Raw genomic sequence first — 22,845 nt, 5'->3', positions numbered from 1 at the left:
TCACCGTGCAGGTGCTCGGGCGCGTCACGGTCGATGCCGTCACGGTCGAACAGGTGAAGAAGTTCCGACGATCAATGGAGGAATGAACAACAACCGGATCCCACCGGCACGCTTACGCATCGGAACTCCCCCAACTCGAATTTTGATTCAATATCGCAGAGCTGCTTCCGTTAGCTTTTGCTGAATTAGCCAGTCGAAACTGTTCTGAAACCGTCCGAAACGTCTAGTATGCTCACATGCAGGGGACTCGCATCGCTTTTGGTCCGTTCGTACTCGATCCCGACATCGGGACGCTCCTTAAAGAGCGGATCCCGATCGCTGTTGGGCATCGCGGGCTGACGCTGCTTGCTGCGCTGACGGCACGGCCCGGTGAGATCCTGACCAAGGCCGAGCTGATGGACGCTGCCTGGCCGGGCACCGCCGTTGAGGAAGGCAACCTTACCGTCCAAATCGCGACACTAAGAAAGGCACTCGGTCCGGCTGACAACGGCGGCGAGTGGATCGCCACGGTGCCTCGTATCGGCTACCGCTTCACCGGGACTGTCGAGCCGGTGGCGAGCGCATCCCTCAGACCGACACCGCCGTCCGGCAAGCCGTCGATTGCGGTGCTGCCTTTTGCCAATCTGAGCGGCGATCAGGACCAGCAGTATCTCAGCGACGGCATAACCGAGGACATAATTACGGAGCTGGCCAGGTTCCGCTCCCTGCTTGTCATCGCGCGCAATTCATCTTTTCAGTTTCGCCATCCGGCATTGGACATTGCCGAAGTCCATCGCAAACTCGGCGTTCGCTACCTCGTCGAAGGCAGCATACGAAAGCTCGGTGATCGCATTCGGATCACCACACAGTTGATTGACGCCGCCACCGGCACCCACCTGTGGGCCCAACGGTACGACCGGGCCCTCGACGACATCTTTGCATTGCAAGACGAGGTTGCGGCTCTTATCGCCTCGATGGTCGAAGGCCAAACAGAGGCCGATTCGGCGAGCCGGACCAGACGCAAGCCTCCCGCCGATTGGGATGCATACGACTACTACCTGCAGGGGCGCGCGCACTTCCACCGATATGAAAATGACAAGGCCGAGCCTCTGTTCTTTCGGTGTGTCGATCTCGATTCGACGTTCGCCCAAGGCCACGCTTTCCTCGCACAGGCCCTTGTTAGCCGATTTTGGTACGACAACGATCCGCGGACGCTGCAGAAAGCCTGGGACTCGGCACGAACGGCGCTCGTTCTCGACAGGAGCGATGGCGTCTGTCACCAGAGCATGGGGCTGGTGCTTACGCATATGCGCCAGCACAGCGATGCGGGAGTGCATTTCGAGCAAGCCCGCTCGTTGAACCCACTGGACGTCAACATAGCGGGGGACTACGCAAGCTGGCTCAACTACGGCGGACGGGCCGAGACGGCGCTGAACGTGCTCGAAACTGCGCTCCAGCGCGACCCGTTACCTCCGATATGGTTCTGGGAGGTGAAGGGCAGCTCCCTCTTCCTGCTTGGAAGGTACGCGGAAGCCGTCGGTTCGTATCAGAAGGCCGGCGACCAATTCTTCATTCATGCCTTCCTCGCAGCGGCGTACGCGCATTTGGGCGAGACGCAGAAGGCGCGCGCTGAAGTCGAGGAAGCACTGACGAGGAAACACGACCTGACTATCCGGTTGTTTTCAGGTTTCCCGTTCGCCGACCAAGTCGGCCTCGAGCTTTTCATGTCAGGCTTCAGAAAGGCTGGTTTTCCCGCGTGAACGCACCTTCGAGGGCTGTGTTCTAGATCGATCGGGGTCCAAGTTTGCGAATTCGCTGGGTGGGCAAGAGCAACCTGGATCGAACGTAACCGAAGGCCCGGGCAGCGCGTCCATTCGGCCGGCTAATATCTGAACTCTCGCCCGCAATGGAAGCATTCTCCCATTGGGAGAAGGGGCGTTGAGCAAAGTCCGCCGTTATCAAGGCGCCAATCAGGCTGACCGGTGGCGAAAGCGCGCCGGCAGGAGAAGGTTGTCACGGCGACTGCCGCGACCGCTCTTGGGGCTCATTTTGCTGGGCGTTAGTACGTTTGCCGCAACAGTCACTCAATTCGCTATCCAGAGCACCGCCGGCCAACAGAACACCCCGGTCTCCAAAAGATCACTGGCCTCCAAAACACCATAACAAACACCATCCAAATTGGACAGAACCGCTGCCTGGTCCGATGCAAGGCCGAGCCTCCGTTATCGACGGCGACACGGCCGAGATTGCTGGGCACGCAGGCGGCTAGGAAAATCGCGCAAAATCACCTAAGTCAGCGAAAAGCCGCAAGGATAGAGGCGGCGCGAGTTCCCGAAAATGCAAGACAAGACAAGCGATTACAAAAAATCCCGGCTTGCCATAGCACCCATGATGGACTGGACGGACCGGCATTGCCGGTTCTTCCATCGCCAGCTGACGCGCCGGGCGTTGCTCTACACCGAGATGGTGGTGGCGGACGCCGTCATCCATGGATCGCGCGAGCGGCTGCTCGGTTTCGACGCCGCCGAGCACCCGGTTGCCTTGCAACTCGGCGGCTCCGATCCGCAAAAGCTTGCCGAGGCGGCGCGCATTGGCGAGGCCTTTGGCTATGACGAGATCAACCTCAATGTCGGCTGCCCGTCCGACCGCGTCCAGTCGGGCACGTTCGGCGCCTGCCTGATGAAGGTGCCTGATGTCGTTGCCGATTGCGTTGCGGCGATGAAGGCCGCGGTGAACATTCCGGTGACCGTCAAATGCCGCATCGGCGTCGATGAGCAGGATCCCGAACCGGCGCTCGATGTGCTGGCCGACGGGGTTTTTGCGGCTGGCGCCGACGCGCTCTGGGTGCATGCCCGCAAGGCCTGGCTGGAAGGCTTGAGCCCGAAGGAAAACCGCGACATCCCGCCGCTCGACTATGACAGGGTCTATCGCCTGAAGGCCAAAAAGCCGAGCCAGTTCATCGGCATCAATGGCGGCATTCAGTCGCTCGAGGAAGCCCTTCGCCAGTTCGACCATGTCGATGGCGCCATGCTTGGCCGCGCTGCCTACCATACGCCCGGCATCCTGGCTGGCGTCGACGCCGCGTTCTATGGCGGCGAAGCCGGCGTGTTCGACTTTGCCGCGCTGATCGACGCGATGGCCGGCTATGCGGCGCGTCACATCGAGCAGGGCGGGCGACTCGGCCATGTCACCCGCCATATGGTCGGCCTGTTCCACGGCCTGCCCGGCGCGCGCCGCTACCGACAGATTCTGTCGACCGACGCGACCAGACCCGGTGCGGGACCGGATGTGCTGAAGGCGGCTTTTGCGGCGGTGGAATTCGGCCGCATCGAACAGGCAGCCTGACGAAGTCAGTCGCGCAAGATCATCCGGTCGCCGCGCACGTCGAAGCCAGACAGCGAGCCGATGAAGCTCATGCCGAGCAGGCTCTGGCCGAGCGCGCCGGGTGCGGCGATCATGACCGCCATGTCCTTGCGCACGATGTCGCCGATCGCCACCGTGTCGGTTCTGACAGAGGCCGCACGCGCCATGCCGTTGGCGGTGGAAACCGGTATGGTGAAGCTCAGAGCGTCCAGATCGAACCCGGCGGCGCGGGCATCCTCGGCGGTCAGCACGATGCTGGTCGCGCCGGTATCGACCACGGTGCGAACCGCCGTGCCATTGACCATGATGCGCGCTTCGAAATGGCCATTGTCGGCCTTGTCGAGCGTCACGGTGGCATGGCCGTCCTCGACGCTCAAGGCCAGGGGGCTGCCGGGCACGAGGCCGGCCGTCACCCGGCTGGCGAAATCCTGCAATTCGTAGCGGTACTGGTAGCCGGCAACCAGCGCCAGCACGATGACGCCCCAGGCGCCGAGATTGCGCGCCATGGCGCCGAGCGGTCTGCCGGATCGAATGAGGCCGGCGCTGATCAGCACGCCGAAGGCGCCCAGCCAGATCAGGCGGCTGAAATCGTTGTTTTCGATGCCGAAAGTGCTGCCGGCGGAATTGTTGACCATGAGCAGGATCAGCCCGACCCCGATCGCCGCCATCACGATCCAGAACAATCGGTTCATGGGTGTTGCCGGGTCAAGAGAGGACGCCGCGCTCGCGCGCCATGCGGCCGCGGCGCGTTTCCCGGCGCGGCCGGCGCTCGACCGTTTCCAGCCGTGCCGGCAATTCAGCCATCACGCTTCGGCGCGTTTCCGGCGTCATATCGATCCAGGCGCCGATTTCCTCGCGCGTGCGGCCGCAGCCGAAGCAGAAGCCGGTTTTCATGTCGATCGAGCAGACGAGGATGCACGGGGATTCGATGGCCGTCATGACTTTCTCTTGGAGATTCCGTCCAGAATCCCTCGTTCCATCTCCACATGGTGCAACGGCAAAGCCAATGCAAGCCCTTCGGAATGCGCCGCCGGCAACTGCTTTCGCGCCAATGTCAGGGAAGGTTGTGCCGGCCGGGCAAGGCGGCTATGCCGCTGATCAATTCCACGGACGATCAGGAACGACATGACCAGCGCGCTGCCCTTCGACGATTTTCGCAATCTGCTGGCAAACCTGCCGCCGGCCGATACCGTTGCGGAAAACAGGGTGCGCACCCTGTTTGCCAAAGCCGACAAGCCCGAAAATTCGCTCGGCCGCATTGAAGACATCGCCGCGTGGCTCGCCGCCTGGAGTGGGCGCGCGCCGCCAGCGGTGACAAGGCCCTTGGTGGCGGTCTTCGCCGGCAATCACGGCGTCACCCGGCACGGCATTTCGCCACGGCCGGTGGCGGCGACCGCCAACGCGGTCGAGCTTTGCGCCGCAGGCGGCGCTGCCATCAACCAGATCTGCATTGCCAACGATCTCGGCCTGAAGGTCTTCGATCTCGCGCTGCACATTGCGACCGCCGACATCACCGAGGAGGCAGCACTCGATGAGCGCGGTTGCGCCGCCACCATGGCCTTCGGCATGGAAGCCATTGCCGGCGGCACCGATCTGCTTTGTTTGGGCGATCTCGGTGTCGGCAACTCGACTGTCGCAGCTGCTCTGTGTGCAGCACTTTTCGGCGGCAGCGGCGCCGACTGGGTCGGGCTTGGCTCGGGCGCCGATGCGGCGATGCAGGAACGCAAGGCTGCAGCGGTCGACGCGGCACTTGCGTTTCATGGCGCGAGCCTCAGGGACCCGCTTGAAGCCTTGCGTCGGGTCGGCGGGCGCGAATTCGCGGCGATTGCCGGCGCCATTCTGGCCGCGCGGATGCAGAAGATCCCGGTGCTGCTCGACGGCTTTACGGCGACCGCCGCGGCCGCCGTGCTTTATGCCGCCAATCCTGGTTCCCTCGACCATTGTCTGCTTGCCGGCCTGTCGGTGGAGCCCGGGCAGGTGCGGGCGGCTGGTCAGCTCGGCCTGCGCCCGCTGCTTGATCTCGGCATGAGCCATGGCGAAGGGGTAGGGGCGGCTCTTGCCGCGGGCCTGGTGAAGGCCGCCGCGCTCACCAGTTCGGGGATGGCGGCGGCCGTCAAAGCCTAGTGCCGTCAGCGACGGCGCGCGGCGACCGCCTGGGTCGGCAGCGCCGGCAATTCCTCCATCACCCGGCTTGGCGGGAATATGGCGATCGCCTCGGTGCCCTCGCGCAGTCTGGAATGGAGCTCGAATTCGCCGCCATGCATGGCCAGCAGGCCCTGCACGATCGGCAGCCCCAGCCCTGTCCCCTGTTCGGCGCTCTTGATGGCGATCGAACCCTGGCCGAAGGCGGAAAGCACGATCGGAATCTCCTCTTCAGGGATGCCCGGTCCATTGTCCTTGATCGAGATGTACTGCCCGCCGCCGGCAGTCCAGCCGACGCGAACGCGGATTTCGCCGCCGGTCGCCGTGAATTTGATGGAATTGGACAAAAGGTTGAGCGTGATCTGACGCAGCGCGCGTTCGTCGGCGAACAGACGCGGCAGGGTGCTTTCGAAATCCTGAACGATGCGGATGTCCTTGTTGCGCGCCTTCAGCTCCATCATGTGGCAGCAATCCTCGACGATGGCGAGCAGCATCACCGGCTCCTCGTTGAGCTGGTAGCGGCCGGCTTCGATGCGCGACAGGTCGAGGATCTCGTTGATCAGGTCGAGCAGATGCTGGCCGGACTCGTGCACGTCATGGGCGTAGTCGCGATAGGTCGGGTTGCTCATCGGTCCGAGCACCTCGTTGGCCATCACCTCGGAAAAACCGAGAATGGCGTTGAGCGGCGTCCTGAGTTCGTGGCTCATCGAGGCCAGAAAACGCGACTTTGCCAGATTGGCGTCTTCGGCCCGCCGCCTTGCCTCGTCCGACATCGATTTCGCCGTCTCCACCTCGGCGATCAGCGCGTCCTTTTCGGAGCGGAACGACAAGAGCATCAGCGACGAGCGGTTGAGATGGCTGGCGACATAGTCGAAGAACGGCAGGGCGGCGACCAGCAGCCCGACCATGATCGCCTCGACTGGCAGCCACAGCTTGGCTCCGGAATAGGCATAGACCGCCACCGGAATGGCAAAGGTCGTCAGCAGCGCGCCACGCAGCGACGACGCCATGACGGCCGTTGCCGCCATGGCAAGCAGCAGCACCACCGCCTTGACCACCTGAAACTGGTCGACCTGGCACGCGCTGCAGTCGAGCCAGGCGAACCAGGCCCAGCCGAGGCCACACAGCCAATGGCCGATGAGCAAATCTCTTCGCGTTCGCAATGGGTTGAGCTCGGAAGCTTCAGTGCGTTCGATGCGCCTCGCCATGAACACGACGACGGTGTAGCAGGCGAGGGTGAACAACGCCCAGACACCGATCCGCTTGGCGTCCATGCCGGAAAACAGCCCTGCCGCCGCGATCGCCAGCACAAGCAACGGGATGGCGATCGCGCCGCCCACCATGGCGCGCGCATGCAGCTTCAGCAGTTCGCGGTCGAAATCGGGGTTGCCGGCTTGCTGCGAGAGACGGTCGCGCGTCTTGCGCACCGCGCGCGCCACATCGCTGTTGCGATGGGGTTTCCTGCGGTCCACAATGAATTTATCCGCTGTGTTCGAGCGTAGCAAAGGCATGGAAACTTCAATTCATACGCGCAGCGATTTCAAATTCTTAAGCTACGTTCGAATGATTAAGAGACTGTTTGCCATATGAGCCGTTCGTGGTCGCAAAGGCCTCGCCGGCGATACAATCCGCGGCCGCCGCGAAGCCTGTGGCGCAGGCTGGTGGACTACGGACTGACGATCATCCTGCTCGGCCTGCTGATCCTTCTGGCGGCGCGTCTTGACCGGGTCGAGACGCGCAAGACGCAAGGGGCGGCAATCGTCAACGATGGCGATTCGATCACGCTCGGCGCCGAGCGCATCCGCATGCGTGGCATCGACGCCCCGGAATATCAGCAGACGTGCCGCAAGGACGGCGCTGACTATCCCTGCGGCAAGCTCGCGCGCCAGTCGCTGGTGCGGCTGATATCAGGCAAACCCGTCTCCTGCAGCGGCTGGCAACGCGACCACTATGGCCGGCTACTCGGCGACTGCAAGGCCGACGGCAAGGATCTCAACCGCGCCCAGGTCGAGGCCGGCTGGGCGGTTGCCTATGGCGATTTCGAAATCGAGGAAGCCGGCGCCCGCGCCGGCAAGGCCGGCATCTGGGCAGGCACCTTCGACGAGCCGCATGACTGGCGCGAAACCCACCACGACGGGCCGGTCGAAAGAAAGCATGGCACGCTGGCTTCGATCGGCGACGCGCTGCGCGAGATTTTTCGCTTCTGGTGATACTCAACGCATCAATGCGCGCCCTATAGTCGCGGAAGAGATCGAGGAGGAAGGGAATGAAGCTGTTCGATGGTGGGCGCGCGCCCAATCCACGCCGGGTCAGGGTTTTCCTCGCCGAAAAGGGGCTGGAGGTTCCGCTGGTGCCTGTCGACATGGGGGCGCTGGGACACAGGCAGGAGCCGGTCAGTTCGCGCAATCCGCTGCAGCGCCTGCCGGTGCTCGAACTCGACGACGGCACGATCATCACCGAATCCGTCGCCATCTGCCGCTATTTCGAGGAATTGCACCCAGAGCCAGCGCTGTTCGGACGCGGCGCGCTCGGCAAGGCGCAGGTCGAGATGTGGCAAAGGCGCATGGAGTTCAATCTGCTGAGCTGCGTCGCGCAGGCTTTTCGCCACATCCATCCTGCGATGAAGGAATGGGAAATCCCCCAGATCCCCGAATGGGGTGAGGCCAACAAGCCCAAGGCGGTCGAATTCCTGAAACTCCTCGACACCGAGCTGGCAGACCGCGAGTTTGCCGCCGGCGACAGCTATTCGATCGCCGACATCACCGGACTGATCGCCATCGACTTCATGAAGCCGGCGCGCATCAAGGTGCCGGAAGACTGCACCAACGTGCTGCGCTGGCACGGCGCGATTTCCAGTCGGCCGAGCGCCGCCGCCTGAGGATGAGCTCCGAACTGGAAAGCCTCACGGCAAAAGTCCTGGCCTGCCGCATCTGCGTTGACAATTCGGTCGGCCGCCCGCTGCCGCATGAGCCGCGCCCAGTGCTGCGCCCCTCGTCGAGCGCACGCATCCTGCTCGCCAGCCAGGCGCCGGGCACCAAGGTGCATATCTCTGGCATGCCGTTCACCGACGCCTCCGGCGACCGCTTGCGAAGCTGGCTGGGCGTCAGCAGCGAAGAGTTCTACGACACGGAAAAATTCGCTATCGTGCCGATGGGTTTTTGCTTTCCCGGCCAGAACGCCAAAGGCGCGGACCTGCCGCCGCGGCGCGAATGTGCGCCGGCCTGGCGCGCGCCGCTGATGGCGCTGATGCCGCGCATCGATCTCGTGCTGACGATCGGGATCTATGCGCAATCCTGGCATATGGGCACTGCGCGTCGGTCCTCTCTGACCGAGACGGTGATGGATTGGCGTGCCGTCTGGGATGCGCCGACCAGCCCGAAAGTGCTGCCGCTGCCGCATCCATCATGGCGTAACACAGGCTGGCTGAAGAAGAATCCATGGTTTGAAATGGATTTGCTGCCGTTTCTGAGGTCGGAAATCCGCTATCGCATCGGTTGAGCTTTCAGCAAGAAATCACTCGCTTTTGCACCATCCGGCAGAATTTCTTTCTTGTGAAAGGCCCAGATAAGAGGGACTATAGGCAATCCATTCCTCAAAGCGCGTCGCGCCTGAGGGAAGTAACGCGCTTTGAATTTTGTTTTTTATGCATGTCGTTGTCCCAAAACCGCTACGCACTTTTGGGCGACAGGCATCAGGGAGCACCCAATGGACCGCCTTGACAGAAAAATTCTCCGCCTCCTGCAGGAGGACGCGACGCTTGCGGTCGCCGATGTCGCCAAGAAGGTCGGTCTGTCGACCACGCCGTGCTGGCGGCGCATCCAGAAGCTCGAGGAAGAAGGCGTCATCAAGCGGCGCGTCGCCATCCTCGACCATGAAAAGGTCAATGTGCGCGTCACCGTCTTCGTGTCGATCCGCACCAATTCGCACAGCCATGAATGGCTGCGCCGCTTTTCGGAGGTCGTCCAGGAATTTCCGGAAGTGGTCGAATTCTACCGCATGAGCGGCGACGTCGACTATCTCTTGCGCGTGGTGGTGCCCGACATTGCCGCCTATGACGCCTTCTACAAGCGGTTGATCGCCAAGATCGAGATCCGCGACGTGTCGTCGTCCTTCGCCATGGAGCAGATCAAGTACACGACCGAAATGCCGCTGGACTACATGGTGCTGGACAAGGAGTCGGGCGCCAACGCCGCTTGAGGGGAAGTGGCCCTCACGACGGAGACTTTCTAAACAGTTCCAAGGCGACGCCGAGAGGAATCATGATCACGAGGTACCCTATCGCCGCGTAAATAAGATGTATGTTTTCGTGATGTTTAGGGAGAACGAATACGTTTAACAGGAAGGTGTAAAATATTGCGGCCACCCACAAGAGGTGGCCGTTGGTTATGGTCTTGATCTCCCTGCTCAGCAGTTTTGATAGCAGAGCGAAGTACCATTCCTTCACGGTCGTCATGTTCATTTGTCGAAATGTCTCCAAACGCATACGAAGCCTACGCCTTGCGTTTAGAATTGCAACGAACTTGAGCAGAGGCCCAGGAGCTAGCGCTGGAACGCCAAATGCTCTGGCGCTTAGTTCTTCTTTTTGTTGAGGAAACTCCACGGCGAGTTCACCGGCAGCGTGATCGTGTCCGGCACCGTGTCGACGCTCGCCACGTCGGCCCTGCGCACCGTGTATCCCGACTGGATGACGCTGACGCCGTCGAGGATGAACAGCTGGCTTTTCTCCAGGCCCGGCTGCAGCGCACCGGTGACGGAAACCGGCTGGTAGGCCTCCGACATCCGGTAGGGGCGGGCGGGCGTGACCAGCACGATCTGGTTGGGCGGCGGCGTCGGCATGTGGCTGCACGCACCCATCCACGGCACCAGCAGGAACTGATAGACAAGGTCGCCATCGCGATCGACCGGAAGGGCATAGCCGGCTAGCTGTACGGTGCTGCCCTGCAGATTGAGCGACAGCGTCTCGCCATGGTCGGGCATTTTGGCCGCGATCACCGGCAGGCCGACGCTTTCGGCGGCTTGTTGTGTCGCCGGGCGCAGATCCTTCCAGAATATGTGCGCGGTCTCGGCCGAGGCGTCGGCGGCGGACACAAACAACGCGACCGCGAGCGCCGTGGTTGATTTGAGACGGTTGCTCATTGGCCGCTCCCTTTGCAGTTGAGTAAAGCCGGCGCTACCGGGGGCGTCAACGCTCGAGCCGCATCACATGTCGGCGAGCACCGGCCACTCCGACCTCGTGGAAACCTCGGGCCTTGAACATGTCGGAAAACCCCATGAAACGGTAGCTCGGCGAGGCCCGGTCGACCGGATATGCCTCGATCGTATGTGCGCCTTTGGCAAAGGCATGATCGATGGCAGCGTCGAGCAGCGCCGCCGCCAGCCCGCCGCCGCGCAAGGCTCTGGGCACATAGAAGCAGACGATCGACCAGATACCGGTCTCAGCATCGTCCTGTTGCGGCGACAGCTTGCGATAGGTCTCGCGCGGCGCGACCGAGCACCAGCCGACGGTCCGGCCTTCAAGCTCGGCGACAAGGCCGACGGGCGTGCCGGCCTCGATCCGCGCCATCATCATGCGTTTCTTCTCATCGTTCTGGATGTGCTCGCGGCTGGAGTGGCGCCAGGCCATGCACCAGCAATATTTCGGTCCACCCGGCGCTTCGAACAGGCTTTCGAAATCGGCGCGCGTTTCCCGATTTACCTCAGCAAAATGGATTTTTGCCAGATCAGACTTTTCTGGCGATCCGCTCGAGCGTCTTGGCATTGGTCAGCTCCCTCACTGCGTCCTTGCCGATCCAGCGCGCCGTCTTGTCGGTCGACTGCGCCAACCGCTCGGCGACAGCAAGGGCAGCGCCGTGCATCTCCATCGATCGTTTGCCGATTGAGCGAAGTGCCCAGTTCACGGCCTTCTTCACGAAATTCCGGCCATCGGTGGCATGCGTTTCAATGACCGGCAGGAAGTCGAGGAAGGTCGCTATCGGCTCTTTCTTCCGGTGGACCACCGACCAGGCGATCATGGCAAAGGCTGTGCGGCGAACGAACTCCCGGTCGTCGGCCGCGAACTCGCCGATCAATTCCTTCCAGCTGTCCGTATCGGCGAAGAGATCGGAGACGCCGTCGACGATATCCCACGAATCGAAGGACGCCGCCCATTGCCTCGCATCCGCGGCAGTGAACCGCTTCGGGTCGGCCGTGACGGAAGCGATGAACTGCGCCTCCATGATGCCGGTCTGCCAGAGTTCGAAGGCGCGTTCATGGTTGCGCTTTATTTTCCTGGCAATCTGCCGCTGCACCCCATGTGGAATGCCGAGCGCACGTTCGATCTTGATGCCGTAGCGCAGCATGCCACGGCGATTTTCCTCCGAACCGATCGAGCGCAGATGCGCGACGATGTCGTCGGCACTGGATTGAGGCGAAAGCTCGGCCACCGCGAATCCTATTTCTCCAGGCGCGCCAGCAGCGAAGAGGTGTCCCAGCGCTTGCCGCCCATCGCCTGCACATCCTTGTAGAACTGGTCGACAAGCGCTGTCACCGGCAGCTTGGCGCCATTGCGGTCGGCCTCGGTGAGGCAGATGCCGAGATCCTTGCGCATCCAATCGACGGCAAAGCCGAAATCATATTTGCCGGCATTCATCGTCTTGTGGCGGTTCTCCATCTGCCAGGAACCGGCGGCACCCTTGGAAATCACCTCGATGACCTTTTCGATGTCGAGCCCGGCCTTCTTGCCGAAATGGATGCCCTCGGCCAGCCCCTGCACGAGGCCGGCGATGGTGATCTGGTTGATCATCTTGGTAAGCTGACCCGAGCCGGCCGGTCCCATCAGCCCGACCATGCGGGCGAAGGCATCGATGACCGGCCTGGCCTTGTCGAAGGCCTCCTGTTCGCCGCCGACCATCACTGTCAGCACGCCGTTTTCGGCGCCGGCCTGGCCGCCGGAGACCGGTGCGTCGAGGAAGGAAAAGCCGCGCGTGTCCGCCTTCTCAGCCAGCTCGCGCGCAACTTCGGCCGACGCCGTGGTGTTGTCGATATAGATTGCGCCCTTCTTCATCGAGCTGAAGGCGCCTTGCGGGCCTGTCGTCACCGAGCGCAGATCGTCGTCATTGCCGACGCAGGAGAAGACGAAATCCTTGCCGTCGGCAGCTTCGGCAGGCGTTGTGGCAAGGCTGCCGCCGTGCTGGCCAACCCATTGCTCGGCCTTTGCCGTCGTACGGTTGTAGACGGTGACGTCATGGCCGCCCTTGTTCCGGAGATGCCCGGCCATTGGATAGCCCATGACGCCAAGACCGAGAAATGCCACCGATGCCATAGTTCTACCTTCCGACGGGAATTTGATCGCCCGAACGTCTAGGCCTTGCGGCGAATTCGTCAAGCCGCCGCAGCGTCAGGATCGGGTGGTGCAGCCGCAAACCCGGTCAGCGCTTGAGATGTATGGTGATCCGCCGCTCGATCCATTCGATCGCGTGCCGCAATATCTCGACCATCACGAGATAGACGAGGGCGACCCAGATATAGGCCTGGATGTCGAAGGTGCGCGCATAGGTCAGCTTGGCCATCCCCATCAGGTCGTAGACGGTGATGATGGCGACGATGGCCGAGGCCTTGACCATCAGGATGAGCTCGTTGCCGTACGGCCTGAGCGCGACGATCAGTGCCTGGGGCAGGATGACCTTGCGCAGCGTCTGCAACTTGTGCAGGCCGAGCGAAGCAGCCCCCTCCCATTGGCCTTTCGGCACGCTTTCAATCGCGCCGCGCAGGATCTCGGCCTGATAGGCGGCGGTGTTGAGGGCGAAGGCAAAGACGCCGCAGTTGAACGCCTCGCGGAAGAAGCCCCATAGGCCGACCATTTCGAGCTGTGGCTTGAACGAGCCGACGCCATAATAGACCAGAAAGGTCTGGACCAGCAGCGGCGTGCCGCGGAAGAAATAGACATAACCGTAGGCCAGACTGGAGAGAATCCGGTTATTCGACATGCGCGCATAGGCGACCGGCAGGGACAGGATGGCACCAAGGACAATCGAGATGCCGACCAGCGAAAGCGTGACGCCGAGCCCTTCCAGGTAGCTGGGACCATACTTGGCAAAGAGTTCGCTGTTTCCGGCCAAAACCAGATAGGCGACGATGCCGGCGCCGGCGGCAATCCAGACGCCAACCAGAACGTACCCGACAATTCGCGAACGCGGCCAGCCGCGCGCACGCGCCGGAGGCCGTTCCACAGCGGCTGCGATGCTCATCGCTGTGCCTCCCGCCGGCCAAGCGAGCGCAGTATGGCGCCGGTGGCAAAGGATGAAATGATGGCCAGGATCAGAAATACCATTGCGGCCACGCTAAAGAACAGGAAGGTGTGTTTGGTGACGCGTGCGGCCACGCCGGCTTGACGCAGAGTTTCGGCCAGGCCGACCACCGATACCAGAGACGTGTCCTTGAGCAGGCTCAGCCAACAATTCTCCAGGCCCGGAAACGCGATTCGAAGCAATTGCGGCAAAATCACTTTGCGCATCGTTTGCCCGTATGACAGGCCGATGGCGTAGCCGCCTTCATACTGCCCTTTTGGAATGGCCCGGAAAGCCGAGAGGAATACCTCGCTGGCATAGGCCGAGAAGATGATCGCAAGCACGATCATGCCGGCGACGAAGCCGTTGATGTCGATGGTCGCTTCAGGGTTTATCAATCTGACGAGATATTGCAGGATCAGCGGGCCGCCGAAAAAGAACAAAAACAGCGTCACCAGCTCCGGAAGTCCGCGAAAGATCGTCGTATAGATGTTGGCGGCAACCCGCAGCGAAGGTTCCTCGGATTGTTTGCCCAGCGCTACAAAAAAGCCGATCGTCAAACCGATTGGAAGCGTGGCCAGCGCCAGAATAACAGTGACGGCGGCACCAGAGACGATATCGTCAAGCCAGCCATCGGGTCCCCAACTGAGAAGCGTCCATACGCTCTGCATCCGCTCGCCTGTTCTCCCGCATCCGCTCTTTGGAGAGCCACGCCGCGTCACCCCTCGTGCCCGGCATCTTGCAAGAACGGCGGGACTATCCCGCCGTTCTCTTGATCAGAAAGCTGCGATCAGGAATCGCCGCCATAGACGTCGAACTTGAAGTACTTGTCGTTGATTTCCTTGTACTTTCCGTTGGCGCGGATGGCGTCGATCGCCGCATTGAACTGGTGGACCAGATCGGTCTCGCCCTTGCGCACCGCGATGCCAGCGCCCGGGCCGTGGATCTTGACGTCAGGCTTGATCGCACCGATCAGCTTGCAGCAGGCGCCGTCCGGCGAATCCAGCCATTGCTGCAGCACGACGATGTCGTCATTGGCGGCGTCGAGGCGGCCATTGGCCAGGTCGAGCTGGTATTCCTGCGCAGTCGGATAGGGCTTGACCGTGCTGTCGGTGTAGGTTGCGGTCGAGTAGTTGAAATGCGTGGTCGAAGCCTGCACGCCGATCGTCTTGCCGGCCAGGTCTTCCTTGGTCACGCCCTTGATGTCGCTGTCCTTGGGCGCGACGATCGCCGGCGGGGTGTTGTAGTATTTATTCGTGAAGTCGACCTTCTCGGCACGCTCCGGCGTGATCGACATCGAGGCAATGATGGCGTCGAACTTGCCGGCCTGCAGCGCCGGGATGATGCCGTCCCAATCCTGCGCGACAAAGGTGCACTTCACCTTCATCTCGTCGCAAAGCGCCTTGGCGATATCGATGTCGAAGCCAACGAGTTGGCCGTCGGCGGTCAGGTTGTTGAACGGGGGGTAGGCGCCTTCGGTGCCGATCCGCAGGGTCTTTTCCTGGGCCTGGGCTACGCCGAGCGTCAGCAGCGCAGCCGATGCGGCGAGCGCGATACGCAGTGCAATACGCATGATAGTCCTCTCTTTATGGTCCCGGCCGTGGTTCCGTACGGCTCTGTGGGGCGGTGCTTTGACCGCCCGCTGATCGGGATACTCCCACTCTTTCCGGGAAAAAAGCAACTGTAAAACCATCGCGATCGGCAAAGCTATTCTGCCGCTGCGTCACGGCTCAAGTAACGAGACCAGTCGTACCCTCGATGAAGTCGGCTATCGATTTCACATCGTCGAGATCGAACACCGGCAGCCTTTCGCCGGGAACCGCAAAGTCGGCAGCGATGGCGACGATGTGCGGGTCGTTTGCCGCGAGCGGCGCCCGGTCGCTGGCCTCCAGCCGCCGCGTTTCGATCTTGTTGTGCGCCTCGCGCTTGTAGCCTTCGACCAGCACGATGTCGCACGGCGCCAGCCGCGCCAGGATCGCCTCCAGCGTCGGTTCATCCTCGCCGCGCAATTCGTGCATCAGCGCCCAGCGCTTGCCGGAGGCGATCGCGACTTCCGTGGCGCCGGCCTGCCGGTGGCGAAAGCTGTCGGCCCCGGGCTTGTCGATGTCGAAATCATGATGAGCGTGCTTGACCGTCGACACCTTCCAGCCGCGCCGCACGAACTCGGCGACCAGTTTTTCGGTCAATGTCGTCTTGCCGGAATTCTTCCAGCCGGTGATGCCGAAGACGCGTCTGTTCATGGGGTCATGCTTTGCAGCAGCAGTTCGGCTTCGGCAAGGTCGTCCGGCGTGTTGATGTTGAAGAACGGGTCGATCTCGTGCCCGCCGGCTGCAAGCATCGGAAAGTCCACCTCGACAAAATCATGCCGGTCGATGAAGGCGGAAACCCGCCTGTTGTTCTCGTCGACCAGAAAGCTTCGCAAGGCGTCGCGCAGATCCATAGGCCACAGCGAGAAGGTCGGATGCCGCTTGCCGCCCGAACTGGCGACGGCAATCGAACCTGGACGCTTTTCAGTCGCCGCCGTCAGTCGTTCAACCAGATTGTTTGGCAGAAAAGGCGTATCGCCAGCGGCCGTCACAAGTGATTTGCACCCTGTGTTCGCGGCAGCCCATTCGAGCCCGGTCAGGATTCCGGCAAGCGGTCCGGCAAAGCCTGTTACCGTGTCGGCGAGCACCGGCAGTCCGACTTGGGCGAATCGCGCCGGGTCGCCATTGGCGCTGAGCGTCAGCAATCCGACCTGCGGCGCAAAACGCGCAACGACGTGGTCCAGCACGCTGTCGCCGCCAAGGGTAAGCAGGCTCTTGTCGCCGCCACCCATGCGCCTTGACTGACCGCCGGCCAGAATGATCCCTGCAACGTCTCGGCTCATCGCTCACTGTCTGTATGTATCGGCTGGGCCTATATGCCGTCCGGCGCCATGTCCGGTCCAGCGCTTTCGGCGGCGGTTTTTTGCCGGCCGACGACGCGCTCGCGGTAGAGGGCATAGAGGCCGGAACCAATGATGATCGTGGCACCAAGAATCATCGGCAGATCGGGGAGGTCGCCAAAGATGAACAGGCCAAGCAAGATCGACCACAAAAGGGCGGTGTAGCGGAACGGCGCGATGAAGGAGATGTCGCCCACCCGCATCGCCATAATGATGAACTGGTAGCCGATCAGCACCAGCACTGCCGCCAGCGCCAGCAGCGCCGTGCTTTTTGCCGTCATCGGTGTCCAGCCGCCCATCGGTGACAGCAGCGCCGCGCCCAGCACCGTCATGGCAAGCGCCGTGGCGGTCGACACCAGCAATGTTGGAATGGCCTGCGGTATTCGCTTGGTGGCGAGGTCGCGCACCGCGCAGCAGGCGACGCTGGTCAGCGCCAGCAGCGAATAGACGCTGAACCCTTCAAACCCAGGCCGCACGATGATCAGCACGCCGGCAAAACCGACGGCAATGGCCAGCCAGCGCCGCCAGCCGACACCTTCGTTGAACACCAGTGCCGCGCCCATGGTCACCGCCAGCGGCAGCGCCTGCAGCACGGCCGAAACATTGGCAATCGGCAAATGGGCAAGGGCGACGAGGAAGGCCACGGTGGCGCCGGCCTCACCGATCACGCGGATCGCCACCAATGGCTGCAGCATCGAGCCCGGCCGGGCCAGCGCCCCGCGCTGCCAGGCGAGCAGACCGACGAACAGCGAAGCAAAGGCACCCCGGATGAACATGACCTGCGCCATGTTCATCGATTCCGACGAGAATTTGGTGATGGCGTCGTTGAGCGTGAAGCCGACCATCGCCACGATCATGAACAGCGCGCCGCGAATGTTTGGGGAAAGAGGCAAGGGCGTTACCGGTTTTGGGTGGATCAAGCCTGTAACAGCCGGTTTCCAAACAGCAACGCCAAAGGACTGGGCCACAGCGTTTCGTTGTGGCCCGCAATGTTTCCCGGACAGGCCGCGAGATCACGACCGCGGCTGGAGCGGTAGAGCTTATTTCTTCGGCGTCAGCACCTCGGTGCCGTTGCCGTCCTTGCCGGCGATCGTCCACAGGCCGTGCAGCGAGCCGTCTTCCTGCACCTTGTAGACGACGAGGCCGATTTCCTTGCCCATCACATAGCCGGCGGAAAAGGCGTCATCATTGCGCATGCAGATGCCGTCCGAGGACGATCCACCAGTCTCCCAATGAATTGTGCAGGTCGTCTCGCTGGTCAGCGTGATCGTCGCTTCGCCGCCATAGGCCGATCCGTCGAAATTGGTGCCGGCGACAGCGTAGGTGCCGCCAATCGATTGGGCTGCCGCCGGGACAGTCGCGAGTCCGAGCAAGGCGAGAGAAAGAATGAGTTTGCGCATGGTGTATTCCCCCTGTGAGCGACGATTCCGCTGCGCGGAAAGCTAGGCCGGAACATGCTGGCGGTAAATCAGGCAACCGCTTGCGGACGAGACTTTTTCGGGGGCGTTACCGAAAATGCTCATGGCCCCTTTAGGCTGCCAGCGATCGGCCCGACCAGAGGGTCGTATTTGGATTTTAGCGCAGGCGGATAATCGATCCAGACGGTGCGGATGACGCCATCCTTGCCGAACAGGCGGCGCTCGTAAAAGATGTTTTTGTCCTTGACGCCCGACAGCACCGCCCAGTCCTTGCCGGTCTTGCTGTAGGTGATCGTGTAGCCCGGCACCTTGCTGGCTTTCTCGGCGGCGACAAAGCCTTTCGGTGTGTCATCGTCGACGTTGTATATGCCCGAGCAGGTCAGGCTGGCGCCGTCGGCGCTGAGCCACACCTGTCCGTCGCCATTGTCCGGTTCGGGTTGGCGATCGGTGAAGACCTCGTCGGGAAAAGTGCAGACCGTGCCGAAACGCTCGTTGACGTAGGTGAATGGCGCGGCAACAGCCGTGGTCGTTGCAATCGCTGCGAAAGACGCCAGGGTCGGGAAAAGTCGTTTCATGCCATGCCTCCAGCCAATGACGGAGGCGATCTTGCACGAGATCGGCGAAAAAATCAGCCGCCGGTGACGCTCATATGCCGGGAAACCGAGGGGCGGCTGGTGCGGCGGTCGATGATGAAATCATGGCCCTTCGGCTTACGGCCGATGGCCTCGTCAATGGCATCGGCGACCAGTTCGTTGCCTTCGGATGCACGCAGCGGTGCGCGCAGGTCGGCGGCGTCTTCCTGGCCGAGGCACATATAGAGCGTGCCGGTGCAGGTCAGGCGGACGCGGTTGCAGCTTTCGCAGAAATTATGCGTCATCGGCGTAATGAAGCCCAGCCGTCCGCCGGTTTCAGTGACCTGGACATAGCGGGCCGGGCCGCCGGTCTTGTAGGGGATGTCGGTCAGCGTGAACTGGCGCTCCAGCGAAGCGCGCAGCAGCGACAGCGGCAAATACTGGTCGGTGCGGTCGGCTTCGATCTCGCCCATCGGCATGGTTTCGATGACCGTCAGATCCATGCCGCGGCCGTGCGCCCAGCGCATCATCTCCGGCAATTCGACGTCGTTGAAATCCTTCAGCGCGACCGCGTTGAGTTTGACCTTCAACCCCGCCGCCTGTGCCGCGTCGATGCCTTCCATGACTTTGCCGAGATGGCCCCAGCGGGTGATCTTGTGGAACTTGTCGGCGTCGAGCGTGTCCAGCGAGACGTTGATGCGCTTGACGCCACAATCGGCGAGCTCGGCGGCAAAGCGCGAAAGCTGCGAACCGTTGGTGGTCAACGTCAATTCTTCCAGCGCGCCGCTCTTCAGATGCCGTGAAATCTGGCGCACCAGATGCATGATGTTCTTGCGCACCAGAGGCTCGCCGCCGGTCAGGCGCAGCTTGCGCACGCCCTTTTCGATGAACACGGTGCAAAGCCGGTCGAGTTCCTCCAGCGACAGCAGGTCCTTCTTGGGCAGAAAGGCCATGTCCTCGGCCATGCAATAGGTGCAGCGGAAATCGCAGCGGTCGGTAACCGACACGCGCAAATAGCTGATTGTGCGACCGAATGGGTCGATCATGTTCATGCTTGTGCGTTTCCCGTGGCCGCGAACGGCGGCGTTATATACCGCTATGTGATACGATCCAGCTTCGCATTCAAGATAGCGGCTCTCGATCTTTGGTAACATTCCCTGGCCGACATGGCATGTCGGTTGCCCCTAAGGCGCCTTTTCCCGCTGCGCGAAGCAGCGTAGGGAAGGGCGATCGATGCGGGGGCTACCATCATGACGGCACCAAAGGAACTCAGGGTCTCGAAAGACCGCAGACTGCTCTCGGTGACCTTTCCGGATCACCGGCCGTTCGAACTGCCGGCCGAGCTGCTGCGCGTCGCCTCGCCTTCGGCCGAGGTGCAGGGCCATTCGCCGGAACAGCGCGTGACCGTTCCCGGCAAGCGCAACGTCGCCATCCTGAAGATCGAGCCGGTCGGCAACTATGCTGTGCGCATCACCTTTGACGATTTCCACGACACCGGCATCTTCACCTGGAACTACCTGCATACGCTAGGCCACGAGAAGGACGCGCGCTGGAACGCCTATCTCGCGGAGCTCGAAGAAAAGGGCCTGAGCCGCGATCGTTAGCTCTGGATTGTCGTCAAAACGTCACGGATCTGGGATAGCGCCGGCAAAGGTTCGGAGGTGAACAAGATGTCCGTCATCACTTCGGTCGAACAGCTCGAAGCCCTCTATGGCCTGCCCGGCGAAGCATCGGTGGTCAAGGAGCTCGATCATGTCATTCCCGTATATGCCGCCTTCATCGAGGCCTCGCCCTTTGTCGCGCTGGCGACCAGTGGTCCCGAGGGGCTGGATTGCTCGCCGCGCGGCGATCTCGCCGGCTTCGTGCGCATCCACGATCCGAAAACCCTGATGATGCCGGACCGGCGCGGCAACAACCGGGCTGACTCGCTGAAAAACATCATTCGCGATCCGCGCGTCGGCCTGCTGTTTTTGGTACCCGGCTCCGGCACCACGCTGCGCGTCAATGGTCGCGCCCACATCACCACCGATGCGGCGCTTTGTGCGTCGTTCACCGTCGAAGGCAAGCCGGCGCGCTCGGTCACCGTGGTCGATGTCGATTCGGTCTATTTCCAGTGCGCCCGCGCCATCGTCCGCTCGGAACTGTGGAACCCGGCAAAGCATGTCGATCCAAAATCGCTGCCGACGCCGGGACAAATCCTGGAAGTCACCAGCCGCAAGAACATTGACGGCGAGACCTACGACAAGGAATGGCCGGAGCGGGCGAAAAAGACGATGTGGTGAGTGGGTCGCGAGGCCGGTTGGATCACGCTTCCTTCAGTACGTCATAGATCTTGCGCATCTGCTCGCCGATCATGTCGCATTGTTCCGGCGTCGACTGGCTCATCGCCTTCTCGATCAGCGCCATATGCACCTTCAGCGCTTTCATCAACAGGTCCGTGCCGGCTTCGGTCAGGGTCAGCCGCAAAACGCGCTTGTCCTTCTCGTCACCTTCGCGGCGCAGCAGGCCGCGGCTCTCCAGCTGCGGCAAGAGCATGGTGATGTTGGAGCGCCCGACCAGCAGGCGGCGGGCGAGATCGTGCTGCGACATGCCGGGGTGGCGATAGAGGTTCATCAGCACGTCGAGCTGCGCCGGCTTGAGGTCAAGCGGCGCCAGCTTTGCCGCCAGCGCCCGTTCCAGTGCATGGCAGGCGCGCGCCACCGCGACCCAGTTGCGAAAACGCGGGTTGTCCCAGGGTAGCTCTTGCTTAATGTTCATGTTTGAACTATTATGTTCATGCTTGAACGGAATGGATGGATCGCCACTATGGCATCATTTGGGCTGAAGGTCATCCGGGGCGTGTTCGCGGCGACCGAGTATGTCGCTCCGCGCCTGAGCGGCCGCGCGGCATTCGAATTGTTCTGCCGCACGCCGAATGTGAAGGCGCTTAGCGATGGCGAACGGCGCGCTGTCGCGCGCGCCGCCGATTTCATGGCCGAGGCGCGTCATCACCGGCTGAAGACCAAGACCGGCTGTGTGATGGTGCATGAATTCAGGCCCGAGCCGGGCAGGGCGTCCGCCGGCACGGTGCTCGTCATCCATGGCTGGCGGTCGCGCACCGAATATATGCGCACGCTGATCGAAGGCTATCGCAGCGCCGGCTACAAGGTCGTCTCGCTCGACCTGCCGGGCCACGGGCAGTCGCAGGGCCGTCGGTTGAACCTGGTCAATGCCGTCGAAGCCGTGCGAATCGCTGGCGAATGGTTCGGACCGTTCGCAGCAGCGGTCGGCCATTCCTTCGGCGGTGCCGTTGCCGCCAATGCCGTTGCCGGTTCGGTCAGGAACATTGCGCCGCTGGCGGCCGAACGGTTGGTGCTTATCGCGGCGCCGAGTTCGTTGCCGACGATCTTCGCCGACTTCAGCCGCATGCTCAATGTCGGCCCGCGCTCGCAAATCGCGATGGCCGATCGGGTTGAAAAACTATCCGGCCGGCCGCTGCACGAATTCACCGGCGACCGCCAGCTTGCGCACAGGCCGGTGCCGACGCTGGTCATCCATGCGCCGGACGACCGTGAAGTCTCCGCCGATCACGCAACGCGCTATGCCGGCGCCGGCGACCATGTGCGGCTTCATTGGGCCGATGGACTCGGCCATCGCCGCATCCTCGCCGACAAGGGCGTGGTCGAGCGCGCCGTCGGCTTCATTGCCGACCATCGGGAATCGGTGCTGCTGCACTGAGTCGGGCTTACACGGTCTGTTTCTTCTTCTCGCCGGGCTCGACCGGCAGCCCGGCCGCTTTCCAGGCGGTGTAGCCGCCGAGAATATGCTTCACCGGCGAAAGCCCCATATCCTGCGCCGTCTTGGTGGCAAGCGCCGAGCGCCAGCCGCCGGCGCAGAAGAAGACAAAACTCTTTCCTGAGGCGAAGAACGGCTTGTGGTACGGGCTTTCCGGGTCGATCCAGAATTCCAGCATGCCGCGGGTGACATGTTTTGCGCCGGGGATCTTGCCGTCCCGCTCCACTTCGCGCGGATCGCGCAGGTCGACGAAGATCGTTGCTTCGTCGTCAAGCAGATCAGCCGCTTCCTCAGGCGAGACCACTTCGATCTCGGCATTGGCCTCATCGAGCAGCTCACGATATCCCTTTTTCACCGGCTATCCTCCCGACCGCGTGTTTGCCGGCCTTGCGGATTTCCAGCACAAC

At 62.2% G+C, this 22,845-nt stretch carries 30 protein-coding genes; 10 read left to right on the top strand and 20 right to left on the bottom strand.

Annotation, left to right across the window (positions count from 1 at the left end; all coding sequences use genetic code 11):
• Window positions 1-236 precede the first annotated feature (236 nt).
• Together AC1D0N_RS20495 and dusA are read left to right on the top strand one after the other, a co-directional pair.
• Entirely contained in the window at window positions 237-1,739 is a 1,503-nt protein-coding gene (locus AC1D0N_RS20495) for a winged helix-turn-helix domain-containing tetratricopeptide repeat protein (protein ID WP_477247053.1), read from the top strand.
• Window positions 1,740-2,316: 577 nt separating this feature from the next.
• Window positions 2,317-3,324 carry a tRNA dihydrouridine(20/20a) synthase DusA gene (gene dusA, locus AC1D0N_RS20490; RefSeq protein ID WP_477247051.1) on the top strand — a complete coding sequence of 336 codons (1,008 nt, stop codon included), beginning with the start codon at window positions 2,317-2,319 and terminating at the stop codon, window positions 3,322-3,324.
• A 5-nt stretch (window positions 3,325-3,329) separates the two neighbouring features.
• Here dusA and AC1D0N_RS20485 read toward each other — a convergent pair whose 3' ends face one another.
• From AC1D0N_RS20485 to AC1D0N_RS20475, 3 genes are read right to left on the bottom strand one after another with little or no spacing between them, the layout of a single operon-like run.
• The gene (locus AC1D0N_RS20485; RefSeq protein ID WP_477247049.1) at window positions 3,330-4,034 is read right to left on the bottom strand and encodes a TIGR02281 family clan AA aspartic protease; all 705 of its coding nucleotides are present in this window, start codon (window positions 4,032-4,034) and stop codon (window positions 3,330-3,332) included.
• Between the two features lie 13 nt (window positions 4,035-4,047).
• Window positions 4,048-4,281: a DUF1289 domain-containing protein gene (locus AC1D0N_RS20480; RefSeq protein ID WP_477247047.1), complete on the bottom strand. Its 234-nt coding sequence runs from the start codon at window positions 4,279-4,281 to the stop codon at window positions 4,048-4,050.
• On the bottom strand, window positions 4,278-4,469 hold the full coding sequence (locus tag AC1D0N_RS20475) for a hypothetical protein (RefSeq protein ID WP_477247045.1): 192 nt from the start codon (window positions 4,467-4,469) through the stop codon (window positions 4,278-4,280). Before AC1D0N_RS20475 ends, AC1D0N_RS20480 begins: the two co-directional genes overlap by 4 nt.
• Between AC1D0N_RS20475 and AC1D0N_RS20470 the strand changes: the two genes are divergently transcribed.
• Window positions 4,468-5,466: a nicotinate-nucleotide--dimethylbenzimidazole phosphoribosyltransferase gene (locus AC1D0N_RS20470; RefSeq protein WP_477247043.1), complete on the top strand. Its 999-nt coding sequence runs from the start codon at window positions 4,468-4,470 to the stop codon at window positions 5,464-5,466. The two genes, AC1D0N_RS20475 and AC1D0N_RS20470, sit on opposite strands and share 2 nt — an antisense overlap.
• Window positions 5,467-5,471: 5 nt before the next feature.
• Here AC1D0N_RS20470 and AC1D0N_RS20465 read toward each other — a convergent pair whose 3' ends face one another.
• The gene (locus AC1D0N_RS20465; protein ID WP_477247041.1) at window positions 5,472-6,995 is read right to left on the bottom strand and encodes a sensor histidine kinase; all 1,524 of its coding nucleotides are present in this window, start codon (window positions 6,993-6,995) and stop codon (window positions 5,472-5,474) included.
• Window positions 6,996-7,070: 75 nt separating this feature from the next.
• Here AC1D0N_RS20465 and AC1D0N_RS20460 point away from each other — a divergent pair, with 75 nt between their 5' ends.
• The 4 genes from AC1D0N_RS20460 (at window position 7,071) to AC1D0N_RS20445 (ending at window position 9,681) form a co-directional block, all read left to right on the top strand.
• Entirely contained in the window at window positions 7,071-7,694 is a 624-nt protein-coding gene (locus AC1D0N_RS20460) for a thermonuclease family protein (RefSeq protein WP_477247039.1), read from the top strand.
• 56 nt (window positions 7,695-7,750) lie between these two features.
• Window positions 7,751-8,362 carry a glutathione S-transferase gene (locus tag AC1D0N_RS20455; protein WP_477247037.1) on the top strand — a complete coding sequence of 204 codons (612 nt, stop codon included), beginning with the start codon at window positions 7,751-7,753 and terminating at the stop codon, window positions 8,360-8,362.
• Between the two features lie 2 nt (window positions 8,363-8,364).
• Window positions 8,365-8,982: a uracil-DNA glycosylase family protein gene (locus tag AC1D0N_RS20450; RefSeq protein ID WP_477247035.1), complete on the top strand. Its 618-nt coding sequence runs from the start codon at window positions 8,365-8,367 to the stop codon at window positions 8,980-8,982.
• A gap of 207 nt (window positions 8,983-9,189) precedes the next feature.
• Window positions 9,190-9,681, top strand: coding sequence for an Lrp/AsnC family transcriptional regulator (locus tag AC1D0N_RS20445; RefSeq protein ID WP_477247033.1), 492 nt, complete (start codon window positions 9,190-9,192; stop codon window positions 9,679-9,681).
• Between the two features lie 13 nt (window positions 9,682-9,694).
• Here the strand turns inward: AC1D0N_RS20445 and AC1D0N_RS20440 are convergent, their stop codons facing one another.
• The 14 genes from AC1D0N_RS20440 to moaA form a co-directional block, all read right to left on the bottom strand.
• Window positions 9,695-9,943 (bottom strand): hypothetical protein, encoded by a 249-nt coding sequence (locus tag AC1D0N_RS20440; RefSeq protein WP_477247031.1) that lies wholly within the window; start codon window positions 9,941-9,943, stop codon window positions 9,695-9,697.
• A gap of 110 nt (window positions 9,944-10,053) precedes the next feature.
• Window positions 10,054-10,620, bottom strand: a complete 567-nt coding sequence (locus tag AC1D0N_RS20435; protein ID WP_477247029.1) for a DUF3299 domain-containing protein — start codon at window positions 10,618-10,620, stop codon at window positions 10,054-10,056.
• Between the two features lie 46 nt (window positions 10,621-10,666).
• Window positions 10,667-11,242: a GNAT family N-acetyltransferase gene (locus AC1D0N_RS20430; protein ID WP_477247027.1), complete on the bottom strand. Its 576-nt coding sequence runs from the start codon at window positions 11,240-11,242 to the stop codon at window positions 10,667-10,669.
• Window positions 11,205-11,906: a DNA alkylation repair protein gene (locus AC1D0N_RS20425; RefSeq protein ID WP_477247025.1), complete on the bottom strand. Its 702-nt coding sequence runs from the start codon at window positions 11,904-11,906 to the stop codon at window positions 11,205-11,207. The genes AC1D0N_RS20430 and AC1D0N_RS20425 overlap by 38 nt, the downstream gene beginning before the upstream one ends.
• 8 nt (window positions 11,907-11,914) lie before the next feature.
• Window positions 11,915-12,784: an NAD(P)-dependent oxidoreductase gene (locus AC1D0N_RS20420; protein ID WP_477247023.1), complete on the bottom strand. Its 870-nt coding sequence runs from the start codon at window positions 12,782-12,784 to the stop codon at window positions 11,915-11,917.
• A 106-nt stretch (window positions 12,785-12,890) separates the two neighbouring features.
• Window positions 12,891-13,709, bottom strand: coding sequence for an ABC transporter permease (locus tag AC1D0N_RS20415; protein ID WP_477247021.1), 819 nt, complete (start codon window positions 13,707-13,709; stop codon window positions 12,891-12,893).
• Window positions 13,706-14,419 carry an ABC transporter permease gene (locus AC1D0N_RS20410; RefSeq protein ID WP_477247019.1) on the bottom strand — a complete coding sequence of 238 codons (714 nt, stop codon included), beginning with the start codon at window positions 14,417-14,419 and terminating at the stop codon, window positions 13,706-13,708. The genes AC1D0N_RS20415 and AC1D0N_RS20410 overlap by 4 nt, the downstream gene beginning before the upstream one ends.
• 119 nt (window positions 14,420-14,538) lie before the next feature.
• Entirely contained in the window at window positions 14,539-15,321 is a 783-nt protein-coding gene (locus tag AC1D0N_RS20405) for an ABC transporter substrate-binding protein (protein ID WP_477247017.1), read from the bottom strand.
• Between the two features lie 157 nt (window positions 15,322-15,478).
• A complete protein-coding gene (gene mobB, locus AC1D0N_RS20400; RefSeq protein WP_477247015.1) occupies window positions 15,479-15,988 on the bottom strand; it encodes a molybdopterin-guanine dinucleotide biosynthesis protein B in 510 nt (169 codons plus the stop codon).
• Window positions 15,985-16,617, bottom strand: coding sequence for a molybdenum cofactor guanylyltransferase MobA (gene mobA / locus AC1D0N_RS20395; RefSeq protein ID WP_477247013.1), 633 nt, complete (start codon window positions 16,615-16,617; stop codon window positions 15,985-15,987). Before mobA ends, mobB begins: the two co-directional genes overlap by 4 nt.
• Window positions 16,618-16,646: 29 nt before the next feature.
• Entirely contained in the window at window positions 16,647-17,567 is a 921-nt protein-coding gene (locus tag AC1D0N_RS20390; RefSeq protein ID WP_477247011.1) for a DMT family transporter, read from the bottom strand.
• A 147-nt stretch (window positions 17,568-17,714) separates the two neighbouring features.
• Window positions 17,715-18,074, bottom strand: a complete 360-nt coding sequence (locus AC1D0N_RS20385) for a hypothetical protein (protein ID WP_477247009.1) — start codon at window positions 18,072-18,074, stop codon at window positions 17,715-17,717.
• 119 nt (window positions 18,075-18,193) lie between these two features.
• A complete protein-coding gene (locus AC1D0N_RS20380) occupies window positions 18,194-18,667 on the bottom strand; it encodes a hypothetical protein (RefSeq protein ID WP_477247007.1) in 474 nt (157 codons plus the stop codon).
• 53 nt (window positions 18,668-18,720) lie between these two features.
• Complete coding sequence (moaA, locus tag AC1D0N_RS20375) at window positions 18,721-19,716, bottom strand: GTP 3',8-cyclase MoaA (protein WP_477247005.1); 996 nt, start codon at window positions 19,714-19,716, stop codon at window positions 18,721-18,723.
• Window positions 19,717-19,914: 198 nt separating this feature from the next.
• On the opposite strand from moaA, the gene AC1D0N_RS20370 reads away from it, so the two are divergent.
• Together AC1D0N_RS20370 and AC1D0N_RS20365 are read left to right on the top strand one after the other, a co-directional pair.
• Window positions 19,915-20,268 carry a gamma-butyrobetaine hydroxylase family protein gene (locus AC1D0N_RS20370; RefSeq protein WP_477247004.1) on the top strand — a complete coding sequence of 118 codons (354 nt, stop codon included), beginning with the start codon at window positions 19,915-19,917 and terminating at the stop codon, window positions 20,266-20,268.
• A gap of 66 nt (window positions 20,269-20,334) precedes the next feature.
• The gene (locus AC1D0N_RS20365) at window positions 20,335-20,946 is read left to right on the top strand and encodes a pyridoxamine 5'-phosphate oxidase family protein (RefSeq protein ID WP_477247002.1); all 612 of its coding nucleotides are present in this window, start codon (window positions 20,335-20,337) and stop codon (window positions 20,944-20,946) included.
• Between the two features lie 22 nt (window positions 20,947-20,968).
• Here the strand turns inward: AC1D0N_RS20365 and AC1D0N_RS20360 are convergent, their stop codons facing one another.
• Window positions 20,969-21,421, bottom strand: a complete 453-nt coding sequence (locus tag AC1D0N_RS20360; protein WP_477247000.1) for a MarR family winged helix-turn-helix transcriptional regulator — start codon at window positions 21,419-21,421, stop codon at window positions 20,969-20,971.
• Between the two features lie 48 nt (window positions 21,422-21,469).
• On the opposite strand from AC1D0N_RS20360, the gene AC1D0N_RS20355 reads away from it, so the two are divergent.
• Window positions 21,470-22,381 (top strand): alpha/beta hydrolase, encoded by a 912-nt coding sequence (locus tag AC1D0N_RS20355; protein ID WP_477246998.1) that lies wholly within the window; start codon window positions 21,470-21,472, stop codon window positions 22,379-22,381.
• 7 nt (window positions 22,382-22,388) lie between these two features.
• Here AC1D0N_RS20355 and AC1D0N_RS20350 read toward each other — a convergent pair whose 3' ends face one another.
• Entirely contained in the window at window positions 22,389-22,793 is a 405-nt protein-coding gene (locus AC1D0N_RS20350) for a rhodanese-like domain-containing protein (RefSeq protein ID WP_477246996.1), read from the bottom strand.
• Window positions 22,794-22,845: the final 52 nt, after the last annotated feature.

The organism is Mesorhizobium sp. P2_E10 (assembly GCF_056404235.1).
This window is presented reverse-complemented; position numbering and strand designations above follow the sequence as displayed.